Annotated in this window: 16 protein-coding genes; all 16 read right to left on the minus strand. The window is 52.5% G+C overall.

The window, feature by feature from the left end; all coding sequences use genetic code 11:
- Window positions 1-19: 19 nt before the first annotated feature.
- A complete protein-coding gene (galU, locus tag O5O48_RS16935) occupies window positions 20-901 on the minus strand; it encodes a UTP--glucose-1-phosphate uridylyltransferase GalU (RefSeq protein WP_269687679.1) in 882 nt (293 codons plus the stop codon).
- Between the two features lie 291 nt (window positions 902-1192).
- A complete protein-coding gene (locus tag O5O48_RS16940) occupies window positions 1193-2371 on the minus strand; it encodes a DegT/DnrJ/EryC1/StrS family aminotransferase (RefSeq protein WP_269687680.1) in 1179 nt (392 codons plus the stop codon).
- 57 nt (window positions 2372-2428) lie between these two features.
- Entirely contained in the window at window positions 2429-3046 is a 618-nt protein-coding gene (locus tag O5O48_RS16945) for an acetyltransferase (RefSeq protein ID WP_269687681.1), read from the minus strand.
- Window positions 3043-3639, minus strand: coding sequence for a sugar transferase (locus tag O5O48_RS16950; RefSeq protein WP_269687682.1), 597 nt, complete (start codon window positions 3637-3639; stop codon window positions 3043-3045). Before O5O48_RS16950 ends, O5O48_RS16945 begins: the two co-directional genes overlap by 4 nt.
- Entirely contained in the window at window positions 3636-4790 is a 1155-nt protein-coding gene (locus O5O48_RS16955; RefSeq protein WP_269687683.1) for a glycosyltransferase family 4 protein, read from the minus strand. Before O5O48_RS16955 ends, O5O48_RS16950 begins: the two co-directional genes overlap by 4 nt.
- Before the next feature lie 20 nt (window positions 4791-4810).
- Window positions 4811-5995 carry a glycosyltransferase family 4 protein gene (locus O5O48_RS16960; protein ID WP_269688727.1) on the minus strand — a complete coding sequence of 395 codons (1185 nt, stop codon included), beginning with the start codon at window positions 5993-5995 and terminating at the stop codon, window positions 4811-4813.
- A complete protein-coding gene (locus tag O5O48_RS16965) occupies window positions 5985-6569 on the minus strand; it encodes an acyltransferase (RefSeq protein WP_269687684.1) in 585 nt (194 codons plus the stop codon). Before O5O48_RS16965 ends, O5O48_RS16960 begins: the two co-directional genes overlap by 11 nt.
- Window positions 6569-7762 (minus strand): hypothetical protein, encoded by a 1194-nt coding sequence (locus O5O48_RS16970; protein ID WP_269687685.1) that lies wholly within the window; start codon window positions 7760-7762, stop codon window positions 6569-6571. The genes O5O48_RS16965 and O5O48_RS16970 overlap by 1 nt, the downstream gene beginning before the upstream one ends.
- On the minus strand, window positions 7746-8846 hold the full coding sequence (locus tag O5O48_RS16975) for a glycosyltransferase (RefSeq protein ID WP_269687686.1): 1101 nt from the start codon (window positions 8844-8846) through the stop codon (window positions 7746-7748). Before O5O48_RS16975 ends, O5O48_RS16970 begins: the two co-directional genes overlap by 17 nt.
- Window positions 8843-10012, minus strand: a complete 1170-nt coding sequence (locus tag O5O48_RS16980) for a polysaccharide pyruvyl transferase family protein (protein WP_269687687.1) — start codon at window positions 10010-10012, stop codon at window positions 8843-8845. Before O5O48_RS16980 ends, O5O48_RS16975 begins: the two co-directional genes overlap by 4 nt.
- Window positions 10009-11277, minus strand: coding sequence for a hypothetical protein (locus O5O48_RS16985; protein ID WP_269687688.1), 1269 nt, complete (start codon window positions 11275-11277; stop codon window positions 10009-10011). Before O5O48_RS16985 ends, O5O48_RS16980 begins: the two co-directional genes overlap by 4 nt.
- A gap of 36 nt (window positions 11278-11313) precedes the next feature.
- Window positions 11314-12339: an NAD-dependent epimerase/dehydratase family protein gene (locus O5O48_RS16990; protein WP_269687689.1), complete on the minus strand. Its 1026-nt coding sequence runs from the start codon at window positions 12337-12339 to the stop codon at window positions 11314-11316.
- A gap of 77 nt (window positions 12340-12416) precedes the next feature.
- Window positions 12417-13694: a Vi polysaccharide biosynthesis UDP-N-acetylglucosamine C-6 dehydrogenase TviB gene (gene tviB, locus O5O48_RS16995; RefSeq protein WP_269687690.1), complete on the minus strand. Its 1278-nt coding sequence runs from the start codon at window positions 13692-13694 to the stop codon at window positions 12417-12419.
- Between the two features lie 93 nt (window positions 13695-13787).
- Window positions 13788-15617, minus strand: coding sequence for a glutamine--fructose-6-phosphate transaminase (isomerizing) (gene glmS, locus O5O48_RS17000; protein ID WP_269687691.1), 1830 nt, complete (start codon window positions 15615-15617; stop codon window positions 13788-13790).
- A gap of 571 nt (window positions 15618-16188) precedes the next feature.
- Complete coding sequence (locus O5O48_RS17005; RefSeq protein ID WP_269687692.1) at window positions 16189-17598, minus strand: MBL fold metallo-hydrolase; 1410 nt, start codon at window positions 17596-17598, stop codon at window positions 16189-16191.
- A gap of 262 nt (window positions 17599-17860) precedes the next feature.
- Entirely contained in the window at window positions 17861-18199 is a 339-nt protein-coding gene (locus tag O5O48_RS17010) for a tryptophan synthase subunit beta (protein ID WP_088278102.1), read from the minus strand.
- Window positions 18200-18275: the final 76 nt, after the last annotated feature.

Here is an 18275-nt window from a genome sequence, read left to right on the forward strand (position 1 = left end):
CTGTCCTCAGCCCGCGCGCTTACTGCGCATAGCGGGCCAGCAATCCCTTGAAATCCTGCCCCAACACCGGATGCTCCAGCCCGTAGGCCAGTGTCGCTTCCAGATAACCCAGCTTGCTGCCGCAGTCGAACGAGCGGCCACGCATGCGATAGGCCTCTGCCCCGGTCTGCTGCATCAGTGCCGCAATCGCATCGGTGAGCTGAATCTCGCCGCCGGCGCCCGGCTTTGTTGCTGCCAGCAGCTCGAAGATCTCACCCGGCAGCACATAGCGGCCCACAATCGCCAGATTGGAGGGTGCCGCCTCGCGGGCGGGCTTTTCCACCACCTGCTGCATCAGCGCCTGCTTGCCCTGATGCAACTGCGCGCCGCCCAGATCAACCACACCGTATTGATGCACCTGCTCCCACGGCACCGGCTCAACCATCACCTGCGCCTTGCCGGTGGCAGCGAAACGCTCGGTCATCGCCTGCAAGTCAGACGCTGCTCCCGCCTGGGCTACCAGCACATCCGGCAGCAACACCGCAAAGGGCTGATCGCCCACCACTGGGCGCGCGCAGGCCACCGCGTGACCCAGACCCAGCGCACGGCCCTGGCGCACCGCCGTAACCTTCAGCTCCGGCGGCGCAATCTCGCGCAGCACCTGCAGCAGGGCGTCCTTACCGCGCCGTGCCAGCTCGGCCTCAAGCTCGTAGTTAACGTCAAAGTGATCTTCAATGGCCTTCTTGCTCGCGTGGGTCACCAGCACAATCTCGTTGATGCCCGCCGCCAGCGCTTCCTCAACCACATACTGCACCACGGGCTTGTCCACCACGGTGACCATTTCCTTCGGAATCGCTTTGCTGGCCGGCAAAAACCGCGTGCCCAGCCCCGCTACGGGTAAAACAGCCTTGGTAACCTTCACGGCAACTCCTGATTATTCAAATTCATTCATCCTGTGGGGCGCGACGCCAACGTCCACCCTGCCCCAACCGGCCACGGCATGCCGTGGCCCTACGAATCGACGGCGGCATTAGACAACTGCGGTGCATCGCACACACTGCCCACGCACCAAACACCCCGCACCCGCAGGGACGCGGCATGCCGCGTCCGCACAGAAACCCATAACCCAACCAAGCAAGATTGGCACCACCCCAACGGGATCAATACGCCGCCAAAGAACGTCAACCCCTCTAAAACGGCGATCCCGCAACGATCAACGATGCCCAGCCTGCGCCAGTACTTGCTCAATCACTGCACAGGTTTTGGTCATCTCCGCCTCGGTCAGCGTAGGGTGCACCAGAAACATCAGACTGGTCTCACCCAGCTCACGCGCCACCGGCAAACGCTCCGCCGGCCGCCAACCCGTATCGTCAAACGCCTTCTCCAGATACACCTCGGAACAGGATCCCTGAAAACAGGGCACGCCCTCGGCCACGATCGCCTCGATAATACGGTCACGCGTCCAGCCAGCAGCCAGCTTATCCGGCACCACCTGAACGTAACACTTGTAATGGGCGTGCACACAATCGGCGGGGAATGCCGGTACGCGCACAACATCAAATGCGCGGCAGATATTCCAGATACGCTCCGCATTGCGCGTGCGCGCCGCCGTCCAGCCGGCCATGCGCCGCAGCTGAATTCGCCCGATCACCGCCTGCAGTTCGGTCATGCGCCAGTTGGTGCCAAAGCTCTCGTGCAGCCAGCGGAACCCCGGCGGATGCTCGCGCTCATATACCGCCTCCCAGCTCTTGCCGTGATCCTTGTAAGACCACATGCGCGACCACAGTTCGCGGTCGTTGGTCGTCACCATACCGCCTTCACCACCGGTGGTCATGATCTTGTCCTGACAGAACGACCACGCGCCCACATGCCCAATGGAGCCAACCGAACGCCCCTTGTAACGGGCACCGTGCGCCTGCGCACAATCCTCAATCACGAAGAGACCGTGCTTGGCCGCCAACGCCATGATCGGGTCCATATCGCACGGCCAACCCGCCAAGTGCACACAGATGATGGCTTTGGTACGTTCGCTCAGCACCGCGGCAATAGTCTCCGCAGTGATGTTCTGCGAGTCACGGTCCACATCCGCAAACACCGGCACGGCACCTGCCGTCACAATGCTCGAAGCGGACGCCAGAAAGGTACGCGGCGTGACAATCACCTCGTCACCCGGCCCAATGCCCAGCCCCTTCAGCGCCAGATCCAGCGCCTGCGTGCCATTGGACAGCGCAATGGCGTGATTGCAGTCGGCCCAGGCCGCAAACTCCTTCTCAAACTCGCGCCCCTCCTGCCCGGTCCAGTAATTGACCTTGTTGGACAAGAGCACCGCCTGCAGCGCGTCGGCTTCTTCTGAGGTGAACGACGGCCAGGGAGAAAACGGGGTGTTAAGCATCAATAAAAGCCCTTAAAAGACAGACCACACAACACTTGCTGTATGGCAACAAAACATTCAGCGGGGTCGTGCAGGCACGCCAATGAGGGTCACGACATCGGCAGTATCAGCAACGACAGCAGCACCGGCGCCAACAACGGCATCACGGCCAATCCGAACCAGTTGTCGAACACTGGCACCAATACCTATCCAGCTGCGCTCTGCAACAACAACGCCACCGGCAAGATTGGCACCCGGGCTGATATGCACGCCATCGCCGAGCACGCAGTCGTGGTCGACGGTGGCACCCGTGTTGATGATGACGCCCTTGCCTAGTTCGCTGTCGGCGTTAATCACCGCGCCGGCGAACACAACCGAGCCCAGACCAATGCGTGCATAACGGCTGACCTGGGCCGAAGGGTGTTGCAAAACAGGCAACTGCGCCCCGGCATCGAGCAACTGTTGCAGTTTGGTTAAGCGAATACTGTTGTTGCCAATCCCCACAACCACGCCTTGAAACTGCAAAAGGCTCTCTATGAGCTCTTTGGTGCCACCGATAACAGGCCAATGACCGTTAACCTTCAGCTCCGGCCAGCGATCATCAAAGAAGCTGACCTGCTCCCAACCACAGAGTTCGGCACAATCGGCAATTACCTTTCCGTGGCCGCTGGCACCCAGCACAGCAAGGTGTTTCACGAGTCGCTCCCGGTGAACTTCGACATGGTGGCCTCTCCTTCCGCACTGATGCCATCACGCACCAGTACCTTTTTTACGGTAAGAAACAACACCTTGATATCTAGCCAGAGCGACTGGTTATCCACGTACCAGACGTCCAGCTTGAACTTCTCTTCCCAGCTCAACGCATTGCGACCGTTCACCTGGGCCCAGCCAGTCAGCCCCGGCCGCACCTCATGCCGCCGCGCCTGCTCGGCTGAATACAGAGGCAAATATTCCATTAGCAGCGGCCGTGGCCCCACCAGACTCATATCGCCTTTAAGCACATTCCACAATTCCGGCAATTCATCTAGACTGGAAGAACGCAAAAACTGCCCAAAGGGCGTTAAGCGCTCAGCATCAGGCAGCGGATTACCGGCAGCATCCAGAGCATCTTTCATGGTGCGAAACTTGATCATCTCGAACGGCTGGCCATTCAAGCCCGGGCGCACCTGGCGAAATAACACGGGTGAGCCCATCTTCCGGCTGATTTGCCAAGCGACATACCCGATAACCGGAGCCAGCAACAACAATGCACAACCCGCCGCGACGATATCGAAGGCACGCTTGATCATTGAATCCCCATTTCTTTAAGCATGACAGCGTTCACTTTGTGCACATCGTACTTATCTTCCGCGATCTCACGCGAACGCTTGCCCATTCTAGCGGCCAGATCAGGGTCTTCAATGAATCGCGTCATAGCTTCGACCAACGCGTCCACTGACTTCACAGGTACAAGAAACCCGTTTTCACCATCAATAACCGTCTCGCGACAACCTGGAGCGTCGGTTGTGATGATGGGCCGACCCATTGCCATGGCCTCGAGAACTGATCGCGGGGTCCCCTCTCTGTAGGAGGGCAGTACAAAAACAGAACAACTAGCAATTGAAGGACGAACGTCTGAAACCCTCCCTAGATAAGAAATAACTCCATCTGCAACCCAAGAATTTAGCTCCGCTTCACAAATAGCGGTAGGGTTATTATCTAATCCTCCCAAGAGGTCGAACCTGATTCTAGGATAAGTTTGACGGACAATTCGAGCTGCGGCCACATACTCCCGCACCCCCTTATCCGAAAGCAGTCGGGCAGTCATCAAAAAACTAGTCGGAGCGGCGCGTTCACCAATGCTTTTGAAGCAAAAAAAATCAAGGTTAACACCAGAACCGTTTAAAATTACACTTTTAGATTCAGCAGAAAGTATATTCAAAGAGCGAAAAAGCGCTTCATCATCCGGATTCTGAAAAAAAACAAGATCGGCCTTACCCAAAGAAAGCCGATAAAGCATCTTAACTAACAACTGGACAAGCCTTCGCCTACCCTTCGCCTCCTGGGTAAAAGCATAACCAAGCCCGGTAATTAAAGCATACCGGCGATTTCGACCAACGAGCCAAGAAGCCAACATGCCATAGATAACAGGCTTAACTGTATAACAAAGAACAAAACTTGGCCTAATCGCTGCCACCAACCTAAAAAGAGCCAAACAGGACTTAATATCAGAAAGGGGATTCAAGCCTGTCCGACTTAACTTCAAACTATGGCATTTCACACCCCAGCTAGAAAGCAAATCAAAGGACTTAATGGAAGTGTGAAAATCCGGAGCCACAACATTCACTTGCATTCCAGCACTGACAATTTCCCTCAAAAGCTCGCCACGAAAATTTACCAGTGACTCTGCTGTTCCCGCAACCACCAGCACCACATCTGTAGATGACGCCTTTAAAATCATATAACCTCAAGACAGCAAATTTAAAAATCGGCGTTACAAATTGAAATATCCGACAACATATTTTTAAAAAAAGCCGAACGTCTACGCGCGAGCTTGTCTGACACGAAATCAAGGGAACGCACATAATTTTCTTTGCACGAAGAAACACGATAGTCCTCGTTATCAATCATGGCGATCAGCAGATTTTTTAGCGCAACATAGTCCCCTGAATTAAACAGATACCTTTCACCAAGGAGTTCGGGTATGCCGCCAACGCGAGAGCCGATACAAGGACAACCAACGCTCATCGCCTCAATCAGGGCACGGGGCAAACCTTCGGTCATACTAGGCTGAATATAAATATCAACACTCTCAAGCCAACGAAAAATTTCAGTTCCCGCTGAAAGCCGACCTAAAAAAACAACATGACTCGACATCCCCAAATCGGCAACTAATTTCTGATATCGACTGGAATCGCCACTACCAACGATTTGAAGTACGACGTCGTAACCAGCCCTAACCACATTATGTAGAGCTCTTATGGCCACATCAATGCCTTTGTAAGCCGCATCATAATTACCAATCAGACCTATCTTTACCCGCCCCCGCTTTGTGCGAGACAAAGCTAGAGCAGGATCAAACTCCAACTCAGCAACGTTAACATTTGAGCAAGAGATACTAACTCCCGATCTATTGGGATAACGCTGCTGCAAATAATGCTCAGTAACATAAATTACATACCTTGCACTTAAAACTCGCGCTTTAACCGCAAAAAAATCCCAAAAGGCCATAACTTTAGCCTTTAAACCACCATGGTGCCAATAAGAGTCGAAAGTGCAGCCGACCAACTCTATCACATAAGGTTTTTTTTGACGTATGGCTTCCTTTAAGACAACCATTCCAACTCTACTAGGAAGCCGAACCACGACAACATCAACCCCCCTCACCGCTAAATATATTTTTTCTGAAACGACGGAACTACCAAATACCATAAAGCGCAATCTAGAAAGGTTCGGCAAGAGCTCGAAGGAAACCCGAGGGCACGACGAAAGAGTCATTTTACTTTGAATTTTAACCTCTTTACCTTTTCTCCCTAAAACAACAAGCTCCGAAAAATGCTCTAAATATCTATCCCATGCACTTGACGGGAGACCACCGCGACTGTAAACGCTCTCCCCAGAAACATAGAAATAGTGGTCATGTGCAAACAAAGCTTTAACCTTCATTTTCACCTACTAGCTTTTTAATAATCCTGGCTGGAACACCAGCAACTACAGAGCCGGGAGGAACATTTGAAGTAACAACGGAGCCCGCAGCCACAATTGAACGACTACCAATACGAACACCCGGCATAACTCTAACCCCACAGCCAAGCCAAACATCAGATTCAATTACAACGTTACTATATGATACTGGAGCGTACTTAATAGGAACGTCAGCATCCCCAACAGTATGATTAAATGTAATAATCGAACAACCATGTGCGATTGAAACATTATCACCCACTACCAAGCCCCCTGCCCCATCTATGTAACAAAATTCATGGATTGATACATTAGAACCTAAAACAACCTCATTCAAATTTTTAAGAACAACAAATCTACCCACATACAAGGCATTCCCTAATGCGGCAGCTTCGGCTTTTACAAGACAGTATCTTAAGGCAACTGACGCGACCCCGGAATACGAACTAAAATGATCCCACAGAATCTTTCGAAATAGGGAAGGAGCTAACGAAATGACGTAGGTCAAGCCTGCCAAAAAACGCGCATGACGGCGAAACTTATCGCGACCAGACATCACTTCCTCCCATATCCACGAAAATTGCTACGAGCTATAAACTTGAGTGAAATTCGACGAAAAATATCCAACAGAATCACACCCAAAAAAACATACACATATGGCATCATCATTATTTTTTTTCTGACAATATTTCCAGACAAAGAACCAGCCTTATATTCAAGCCCATAAAAATCGCTTGAGTAGGAACCTATGAGGGCCATCACGGAAGCATAAATAACCAAGCCACTGACCATCATCAAATACTTTTCACGCACCGCGCGTGAAACCAGTGTAAAAAAAGACACAACAGTATATGCTACGAGCAAAATCCAAGCTTCTATATACAGATAGGAATAACCCTCCAAACCGACTTTAAAAGAAAATGGGTTTGGACTAACAATAAGGTACTGCGATATTAAAATGGAATTCACAACACCAGCAGCGCCGGAAAAAAGCATCACAAAAGCCAACGAGAAAAATGCCGCATAAAGCAGGATCTTTGAATACCCGTTAAGCACACAAATATATATGAAAACCACCACTCCAGAATATGGTCTAAGCGCCGTAGCCAGAACCAGGACAGCCATGAATAGAAAGATATTCTTTCGATAAAAAAGATATACAGCAAAACAACACAACGCCAGCGAAAGAACGTCTTTTGCATATATATTTGCATGATACAAAATCTGAGGCGACAAAAGAACCAACAAAACGGACCATCTATAACCTGACGACAATCCGAAACACACAACAGCCAGTAAAAGGGAAAGGTTAAACAACACCATCAACTGGGGATCATAAGGCCCACTAACAGAAAAAAGAGGATAAAGAATAACCCCTAAAACAGGATATGAGGAAGAAAACACAATCTTCGAATCAACAATACTACCAACAGCCCAGGCTACATATTCAAATGGAGAATAAATGTAATTATAGAAGCCATCATTAAACCTAATCTCATCTGGCCCAACCAAGACATCCAGATTTTTAAAATAATAGAAATTTATAGCATAAAATATTAGTGCAGCGCATGTCGCCCCGAAATAATGCAACAGTCCGAGCCTGCGAGACCTCAAATAAAATATCAAAAAAACAACAACAGAAAGAAATATAATTGAATACTCGCGCCCAACAGAATGCAAGCAAATTACGCTGCCAATGTATGAAAACAAAAATACTGCAGCAGCCTGCAGACTAGCATAGCGCTTCATAAATACTCTCAATTTTAATTTTTGAGTTCAGTATATTAAAATCAGACGCAAGCATCTTTGAGTTACATACATATGCTTGTTGAGGGCCAGCTAAAGAAAGCGATGATTCAAGTGCATCCGCCCACTCACTTACATTTAACGGCAAACGTGTAATACACTCCTTAGCCACATCAGCCTCTAGAGGTATGGCATCTGAAACCACACAACTAATACCCACTGACTGAGCCTCTATAAACGCCAAACCCAATCCTTCATAGATCGATGGAAACAGAAACACATCTGCCTCGATTAATTTCTGCAGTACAGAATCCGTCAAACCTGGAAATCTTATGCAATCGCTCACGGACATCTTCATAGCCATTTGCTCAAGGTTCTGTCTTAGCGCTCCTTCGCCATAAACCTCAATAACGAAGAATAAATTCCCCCTTCTCTTCAGTTCTGACGCCAATTCGATTAGAAATGCATGATTTTTTTGTTCAGTAAGGGAGCCGATTGAAATCATTTTTATCTTATCATCCGGGCCTTTGCGTTTCGCAGGCAAGGACGCTGGCAAGGTATTCATCAAAACACCGCAGTGAACAACAACAAAGTCCCCAAATCTAAATAAGTCATTCCCTGCGTCAACGCTTGCAGCAATACGCACCGTAGCCAGCCTATCAAATATAAAGCTTGAGACATAAGCTCTGAGGCTTTCAATCAATCTCGATCCATATCTTTTTGAGCGTAGTGCCTTTTTATCATTGTGCGAGCTCACTATCACTGGAACTCTTGCAAGTGCGGCCGCAACCACAAGAAACATTGAAAACTGGTATAGATGTGCATGAACAACATCGTACTCCCCAGACTTAACCAAGGCATAGAACTCACGAATAAACTTCAACTTGCCTTTTTTAAAATTTGGATGATGCAGAACTGAGCCTTTTTGCATCTTCTCATCCCAAACACCCTTGCTTCCAGATACAGATAACACGACGTGATTACAACGTACTGTTGGAAGTTTAGCCAAATCTATGATCCACTTTTCGACGCCTCCGGCGTCCAGCTTACTGACAACATGCAAAACGTTAATTACATTATCTTTCATATCTTCAAAGCCAGCTCTTGATAATATAATGCTTTAAGCTCTTCGAGCTTAGGCGCCTCAAGAATATCATCAACCATTGCCTCTGCCTTAGAGACGATATCTTCAGGACAATCATCAAATGTACACAATAACTGAGAACATCCCAAAGCACTTACGATACTTTCCACTTTGTGATCCCATTTCACAGCCATAGTTGGAACGCCTAATGAAATCGCAGGCAATACCGCATGCAAGCGCTGACCTATAAGAACGTCACATTCGCTTATTTGGCTTATCAAGCCGTTACACCCGGTTGGCGGCTGAATCACATTGACGGGTCTGTGTACACTTGGAATTAAATATTGCTCGATAAAAGCCTGATCAGACTCATTACCATTACTCATTATATGCAATTCAAACTCAGGACTAACCGCGTTCGCTATTGAAGCCCAAAATTTTCCGGCTCTTTTTCTAGTTATTGTTAGGTGAGAGTGGCGCCAAGCTTCAATAGGGTCCATAACCGCAAGTCCGAGCACCTTAACACCACTTCTTTGACTCGCCCTTTTGAGTTTCATATTTTCTTGATAGAGATCACAGGTAAATATGGCTGGATCACACAAACTTTTTACTTGCGCTGCAGTAGCAACCCCTTGCGTTATTAAATAATCTCTCGACGATTCATCCCTCGTAAACACTGAATCGTTCCCTATGGCATTTCGCAGAATCCATTTCGCGAGAAAACTTTTTCTTTGCGAACTTCCTACACACCAGTATACTTTCCGCTTATTATTCCCAGCCTTTGATAACAGAAAAAGCTGCAGTGGAAAGTTCAAAAAATTATCAATAAAGAGGTGTCCGCCGCCAACAACGACAAGATCAGCATCCTTGACCACCTGCTTCACTGCACAATAATTAGAACGGTAACGATATAAAAAAACCAGCAAATTCTTCAGCGCACGCGGCCAATATGACATTTTCTTTTCAGCGGCCAACATATATACCTGCGCATCCGTAGTTCGCTCAGCAGCTCCAAAGCCTATCTTTACTTCGTATGTGCCGAAGTTAAAATCATAGTATTGAAGCTCTACTGTGCGATACTTGTTTTTGAAAGTCTCGCCAATACAAGCCGCGATCAGCTGATCGCCTACGTTTTTTGATTTACCTACGCCAACGATTAGTATTTTCACTGCACACCCTTTAATGCAATACCTATAGCACTGACCCCATTTACTCTCAACAAGTAAATGAAACTCATAACGTTCCAAACCAAAGTAGCAACTAAAGTTCCGACACCCGCAGCAAGAATACCGAGCTCATCATAAAAGCTCATTAAAACCAAAATCTTTGCAACTACCGCCAACATTACAAATATTGACAAAGGCTTTTCATTACAATAAACCTTCATCAAAGTAAACGTTTGCCCAAACAATGAATTCACAAGACCTGAGGCAGCTAAAACTATCAATACAAGCTGAACGTCAGCTTCTTCGTATTGGGGACCAAATAGCGAAAGCAAATAATCTCCAAAAAAAACGCAAACAAGCAAATAAATAAAAGAAGCGAGCATTGACAAGACCACAGCAAAGGCTACCACTCCGTTTGCTTCTGGGGCATCGCCTGCTCGCTTTGCTCTGAGCAGAAGGGGTACGGCCGCTAGATTTATGGAAAATATCAGGACGGAAGAAACTATGGAGAGCTTTTGTGCAGCTGCGTATTTTGCAACAGCCTGAGGCTCATCAGCTACGCTCAGGAAGATAAAATCAATTGCAACCAGTAAGTTAACTAAAAAGCTGCATGCCAACACAAAAAACACAGGAACTACCATCGATGCATCTATAGCCCAACTGGGCTTGTTAACATCGACCCCATTTCGCCTGACAAATGCGTTCGTTGCGAGAAAAGACAAGCACATACAAAGACATGCAAGCAGAATAGGAGTCAACACTTCTTTGATACCCATCTGCCCTACTATAACCAGCAGAACGAATCCGAAGCCGCCCCTAACACTTTTATCTATAGCTTGATATCTCGACTGATTGTTTAAGTAAGCAGAAACACCTTGCTTAAAAGTATTATGCCCAACAGTGTACGCTGCAACTACATACAACAACACTTCAACACCTCCCATACCTTTGACAAAGCAGATATAGTAGGCTACTAGCGGAACAGAACTCAGAGTCAAATAAATAACAACTGCACCAGCCTTTTTTACTTTTTCCTCGAACTCTAATGCACTCCCGGATCGCATTACAATTGCATCCATACCTCCAGAACAATATATACCAATAAGCCCAGCTAATGACATAAACAGCGAGTAGCTAGCAAACGACTCAACGCCATAAACCCTTGATATATATATATTTGCTATAAAGTTCAGGGCCGAATACATGAACCCTATAAACCCTAAACCAAATACACCTTGGAGCAATCTCCTTTTTACATTAAAAGACATCAATGCAGTCCTTTTCCATCAAAGGCTGATAGCCCATCATTTAAAGAGACTTATGTACCAAGGCATCGCCAAATCAATGCCGGCATTAATATCGAAGCTCGGACTGTAACCGAGTAGCCGCTCTGCTTTATCAATATCAGCCTGGGAATGGCGCACATCACCTGCACGAAAGTCTCGATAGTGCGGTTCATTCCCGACAAGCACACCGTTAGTGCCGAGGCTTTGCTTTATGGCGTTGAATAACTGATTCAGCGTGGTGCGGTCACCCACAGCGACGTTGTATACCTGATTACGCGCATCGGCAGACTGTGCTGTCGCAGCTAGCAGATTGGCTTGCACGGTATTGTCGATATAACAAAAGTCACGACTGGTTTCGCCATCACCATTGATATAGACCGGCTCGCCCTGAATCATCGCTGCAGTCCACTTCGGAATCACCGCCGCGTAGGCCCCGTCCGGATCCTGGCGTTTGCCAAATACATTGAAGTAACGCAGCCCAATGGTGTTGAAGCCGTAGGTTTTGGCAAAGACGTCTGCATACAGTTCATTCACGTATTTGGTGACTGCATAAGGCGACAGCGGCTTGCCAATCACATCCTCCACTTTTGGCAACCCTGGATGGTCGCCGTAGGTGGAACTGCTGGCTGCATAGGTAAAGCTGTCTACCTTGGCGTCGCGGGCCGCTACCAACATATTCAGGAAGCCATCAATGTTGGTGGCGTTAGTGGTGATTGGGTCATTGATGGAGCGTGGCACTGAGCCAAGTGCGGCCTGATGCAAGACGTAGTTCACGCCTTCGCATGCCGTGCGGCAGTCATCCAGGTTGCGGATGTCCCCTTCTATAAAGCGGAAGCGTGCCCATTGTTCGGCAGTCACAAGGCTCTGCACTTCATCCAGGTTGCGTTGGTAGCCGGTGGCAAAGTTGTCCAGACCAATGACGGTCTGATCCAGTTTGAGCAGGGTTTCCAGCAGGTTGGAACCGATAAAGCCGGCAACGCCGGTAACCAGCCAGGTCTTTGGGTCTTGAGGCAGCGTCTGCAGCAGTTCTTCGTAACGGGTCATGGTGTTGTTCCGTAAAAACGATCAAGCCGGTTCGGCCATCGCGCGAACCGGCTTTGGTATCTGGTTAAGGGCCGCGCTTACAGGCGCAGGTCTGACTGGCCCTCTGGCAGTACATACTTAAGGTCATACAGCACATGCTGCGGCTTGCCGAGCTGACGGTAGTCCTGTTCGCTCATGGCAGCGAACTGCTGGTGGGCTACTGCGAGCACAATGCCGTCGTAACTGCCCGGTTGGGGCTTGGCTATCGGGGTAATGCCATACTCGTGCTGCGCCTCTTCAGCTGACACCCAGGGGTCGTATACGTCGACCGCAATGTCGTATTCGGCCAGTTCGCGCACGATGTCGATCACCTTGGTATTACGCAGATCGGGGCAGTTCTCCTTGAAGGTCAAGCCCATGATCAGTACGCGGGCACCTTCTACGTGGATGCGCTTTTTAAGCATGCCCTTGACCAGCTGAGATACGACGTAAGCCCCCATGCTGTCATTCAGGCGGCGTCCGGCCAGGATGATTTCCGGGTGGTAGCCGATGGCCTGGGCCTTATGGGTGAGGTAATACGGGTCTACGCCAATGCAGTGACCACCCACCAGGCCGGGACGGAACGGCAGGAAGTTCCATTTGGTGCCGGCTGCCTTGAGCACGGCCTCGGTATCAATGCCCATCTTGTTGAAGATCACCGCAAGCTCGTTGATCAGGGCGATGTTCAGGTCACGCTGGGTATTTTCAATGACCTTGGCGGCTTCAGCGACCTTGATGCTGGTCGCCTTATGTGTGCCTGCGGTGATGATCTGGTTGTAGAGCGCATCCACCAGATCTGCCACTTCAGGGGTGGAACCGGATGTCACTTTCTTGATGGTGGTGACGCGGTGTTCCTTGTCGCCCGGGTTGATGCGTTCGGGGCTGTAGCCGGCGAAGAAATCCTGATTGAACACCAGGCCGGATACCCGTTCCAGCACCGGAATGCACTCTTCTTCCGTTGCGCCGGGATAGACGGTGGATTCGTAGATGACAATGTCGCCGTGCTTAAGCGTTTTGCCGATGGTTTCCGACGCCTTGCGCAGGGGAGTCAGATCGGGTTGCTTGTGCTCATCAATGGGTGTGGGCACTGTGACGATATAGACGTTAGCCGCTTCAAGATCGGCAGTATCGGCAGAATAGGAAAGCAAGCAGGCTTGCTTGAGCTCCTGGTCGGAGACTTCCAGCGTGCTGTCATGGCCTTCGCGCAGGGCATTGATGCGCGATTGGTTGATATCGAAGCCGATAACCGGGCGCTGCTTGCCAAACTCGACCGCCAGCGGCAAGCCAACGTAGCCGAGGCCGATGATCGCGAGTTTGATGTCTTCCAGTTTGTGCATGCTGTTATCCGTATTGCGTTGACTATGTATAGAAGAAGAATCTGCGCACCGTCACTGGCAACCGTTCGGCTGCGACCAACGGTGCAAGTAGGGCTACTCCACCGTGACCGACTTGGCCAGATTACGGGGCTTATCTACATCCGTGCCCTTGATCAGGGCAACATGGTAGCTGAGTAGTTGCAGCGGGATGGTGTACAGAATCGGAGAAACAGTTTCGTACACCCAGGGCATGGCGATATGGGTGATGCCTTCACCGTCGTCAAGCGCGGCGCGTTCGCAGGCGAAGTTGATCAATTGCCCGCCGCGGGCGCGGACTTCCTGCAAGTTGGACTTGAGCTTCTCCAGCAGGCTGTCGCTGGGGGCGACGCTGACGACGGGCATGTCGTCGTCGACCAGGGCCAGTGGGCCGTGTTTTAGCTCGCCGGCGGCGTAGGCTTCTGCGTGAATGTAGGAAATTTCCTTGAGCTTGAGCGCCCCTTCCATCGCGATGGGGTAATGAGGCCCGCGGCCCAGGAACAAGGCGTGATGCTTTGCCTGAAACTGCTTTGCCAGCTCAGCAATCGCCGGGGCCAGCTCCAGTGTGTCGCTGATGCGGGCCGGCAGGCTGCGCAAAGCCCGCACATTGGCGGCGATGATTTCAGGGGCGCGCTCACGCACCTGGGCTAATGCCGTGGTCAGCCACAGCAGTGCAGTGAGTTGGGTGGTAAACGCCTTGGTGGAGGCCACACCAATTTCAGGGCCGGCATGGGTCAGCAACCGCCAGTCTGCCTCACGCACCAGGGAGCTGCCCGGCACGTTGCAAATCGCCAGGGTGCCCAGGTATTGCTGCTCGCGGGCATAGCGCAACGCAGCCAGGGTATCGGCCGTTTCTCCGGATTGGGAGATGGCGATCAGCAGGGTGCCATCGGGCACACAGACCTGACGGTAACGGTATTCGCTGGCGACCTCGACCTGACAGGGCAGGCCCGTCTGCTCTTCTATCCAGTAGCGGGCAACCATACCGGCGTGATAGCTGGTGCCGCAGGCGACGATGTGAATATTGCGGATCAGCGGCAACTGGCTTTCAGCCCCGGGGCCGAGGGCGGCGGTGAGGACATGATCATCCGCGAGCAGGCCATCCAGCGTGTCGGCGATGGCTGCGGGCTGCTCAAAGATTTCCTTGAGCATGAAGTGCTGATACTCGCCCTTTTCCATGCTCAGGGCCGCGTGCTGGTATTGCTGCACGGCGTGCTGCACCAGCTGGTTCTGCTTGCTCCAGATCTGGCAGTCGTCACGGGTCAGCCGGGCGTGTTCGCCTTCATCCAGATAGATAAAGCGGTCGGTCACCTGCAGCAGGGCCAGGGGGTCGGAGCCGATGTAATGCTCGCCGCTGCCAACGCCGATGACCAGCGGGCTGCCCATGCGGGCGCAATACAGGGTGTCGGGTTCATCCTGATGGATGATGCCGAGGGCAAAGGCACCGCGCAGTTCGGCCAGCGTGCAGCGCAGGGCGCTGAGCATGTTCTGCTGACGGCCGTAGTGGTGAGCCAGCAGGTGGGCGACCACTTCGGTGTCGGTCTCGGAGGTGAATACGTAGCCAAGTTCCTGCAGCTGCAGGCGCAACGGGTGGTGATTCTCGATGATGCCGTTGTGGACGATAGCCAGACGGTCGGAACAATGCGGGTGGGCGTTCTGCTCACTGGCCTTGCCATGGGTTGCCCAGCGGGTGTGGGCGATTCCCAGTTGGCCCATGAGCGGTTGCCGGGCGAGCCGCTGTTCAAGCTCGGCGACCTTGCCGGTGGAGCGGGCACGATTCACCGCTCCGGCAGCATCCAGCGCGGCAATGCCGGCCGAGTCGTAACCGCGATACTCCAGCCGCCGCAACCCTTCCAGCAGAACCGGGGTCAGGTCACGCGTGGCGATGCCACCTACAATTCCGCACATACCGTCAATCTTCCTTTGCAAGACTCGTGTCCCGTCACGAGGGGCAGTCGATTGCCGTTCGAGCAAAGCGCAACCGCATGGTTCATCGCTGACTGCCGACTAGCACAGGCAAACCCTGAAAACCGCGATTGGCTCACATCTTCAGGGTCATCCTGAAGTCGCCTGAACACGTCTGGCATGCGTCTCGAAGCAGCTCAATAGATGGCTTATTGCCACCAGCTTTTGACGAGAGGCGGGATCATAACCAGTGAGTCAAAGATGGTGCAAGCAACATTTTGACGCTGGTTTGCGCCGGGATTCTAACAGTCAAAACGTATGTTCGGGCAATAATACAAATGGATTATCGAGAATGATTCGCACGCAGTGTACGACGAATGGTTGAGAGGCTGTCGTTGCGGAGGGGGCGGCCACGACATGTCGTGGCCCTACATTCGGGTTGGGTGCACATTGGGCACAGCACGCTGTGCCGCGACAAAGGGCGGTGCGCGGGATGATTCTCTGCGACGCTGTGACGTGTCTCGCACCAGCCGTAGGGACGCGACATGTCGCGTCCGTGGTGGCTGACCCAGGGTCAGTCTGCAATCACAACGTTCAGCGACCGGTCCTGCGCTTTGGCATCAGCCCGCAGCTGCGCAGCCAATTCGGCTTTGGCTGCTGCGTCTCCGTGAACCAGACGCACTTCCCGCGGTGCAACCGGAATGTCGCGCACAAAGGCTATCAGCCCGGCCTGATCGGCGTGGGCGGAATAGCCTCCCAGTGAATGAACACCGGCGCGGATGGTGTAACGCTGACCGTCGAGTTCAACATACCCACCGGCGGGGCCGTATTGCTGGATGGCATGTCCGGGTGTGCCTTTGGCCTGGTAGCCGACAAACACGACGTTGTGCCGTATATCACCCAGCATGGCCTTGAGGTAGTTGACCACCCGGCCGGCATTGCACATGCCGCTGCCGGTAATTACCACGGCCGGCCGGCGGGTGTTGACCAGCCGGTTAAGCATCCGCTGGTGCTGGGCATGAGTCTGCACCTTGAGCAGTTGATCAAAGCCGAGCGGTCGCCGGCCGGCGGCAAGACGTGCCTGCCCTTCTGCGTTCCAGCTCTGGCGCAGCTCGCGGTACAGGGCGGTAAAACGCCCGGCCAGCGGCGCATCCAGAATGACGGGGATCTGCTGCCACTCGGGGTTGTCGTGCATGATGCCTTCGAGTTCGTAGAGCAGCTCCTGGGTACGGCCAATGCTGAAGGCCGGCACGATCACGGTACCGCCATCGGCCAGCGCCTGTTCCAGCACCCGCTGCAGGCGGGCACGCCGGGTGGCGCGATCTTCGTGCAGGCGGTCGCCGTAGGTGCTTTCCAGTATCAGCAAATCGGCGCGCTCGGGTGGCTGGGGCGGTTCGAGCAGGGGTGCGCCGGCGGCACCAAGATCGCCGGAGAAGACCACACGTTGGCTGCGCTGTTCCGGCGGATAGTCGATATCGATTTCAACATAGGCCGACCCGAGAATATGCCCCGCCGGCTGGAAGCGAATCCGGCAAATGAGATCGTCCCGGGTGATTAGGCTGACCCACTGCCCGTAGGCGTGCCCCTGGAGTAACGCGGAGACGGCGGCGACATAGCGCGAGGCCAGCGCCGCATCCGGGCGCACGCCAACCCGGAAGGCATCCTCCAGTACGGCAGGCAGCAGCAACGCCGAGGCGTCGGTAGCATGAACGGCCTGATCAAAACCGGCTGCCAGCAACCAGGGCAAGCGCCCCACGTGATCAACATGGACGTGGGTGAGCAGCAGTGCATGTACCGAGTCGAGGGGGAACTCGATGGCGAGCTGATCCTGGCCGGCACCGGCGCCGGAGGTCTCGGCGCCCTGGAATAGGCCGCAGTCGATCAGCAGGCTGTCGGTCGGTGTCATCCACAGTTGGTGGCAGGACCCGGTCACGCCGTTGACCGCGCCATGGTGCTGCACCCGCGGATAGGGGTGTTGGTTCATCAGCAAATTCCTTTTGCCTGGTTGTTATTGTCTGTTGCCGCAATCCGGCGGCGTATTGCATGCCCAGGATCATAAACGGATATGCCGGGCGATTCGGCGAACCCGGTCACGACGTGTGGCGAGCCTTGAGGCCGCAGGTGGTGGTGTCGGTGATTGGCATGATGCGGTTTGATGTGTAACCCATGTGCCCGGTTAGTACCCGGGGTCGCTGGATCCCCGCCTTCGCGGGGATGAGAGGAAAAGATGGGAGTGACGGGGTGAGCTAGATCAGTACATCCAGCTCGTCTTGATCGATCAGGCCGCTCAGTTCACTGAGCTTCGCCCGTTCGGCGGAGCGGCTGTTGAGTTTGGCGACGGCGGCTTCTGGCAGGTCGGTAATGCGAATGACGCCACGCTGCAACAGGACTTCGATCAGGTCTTCCAGCACCCGGATCATATCGGCATCGCTGCCTTGAAGACGTTGCAGGCTTTCCTTCATCGAGCGGCCCTGCTGCCACTCCATCAGTTCCCTTGCGTCATCGGCCAGCCATTCGGAGAAGCCGTTGCCGGCCTCGCTGGAAATCGCGCTGATTGCGCCATCGGTGTCACGCTTGACGTACATGCACTCCCCTTCTGCCGGAGGCTGGATTGATACAGCGACTATAGAACAAGGGCCGACACCGGTCACCCGATGTCGG

It is taken from the genome of Halopseudomonas sp. MFKK-1 (assembly GCF_027474385.1).
In the GTDB taxonomy this organism is placed as follows: domain Bacteria; phylum Pseudomonadota; class Gammaproteobacteria; order Pseudomonadales; family Pseudomonadaceae; genus Halopseudomonas; species Halopseudomonas aestusnigri.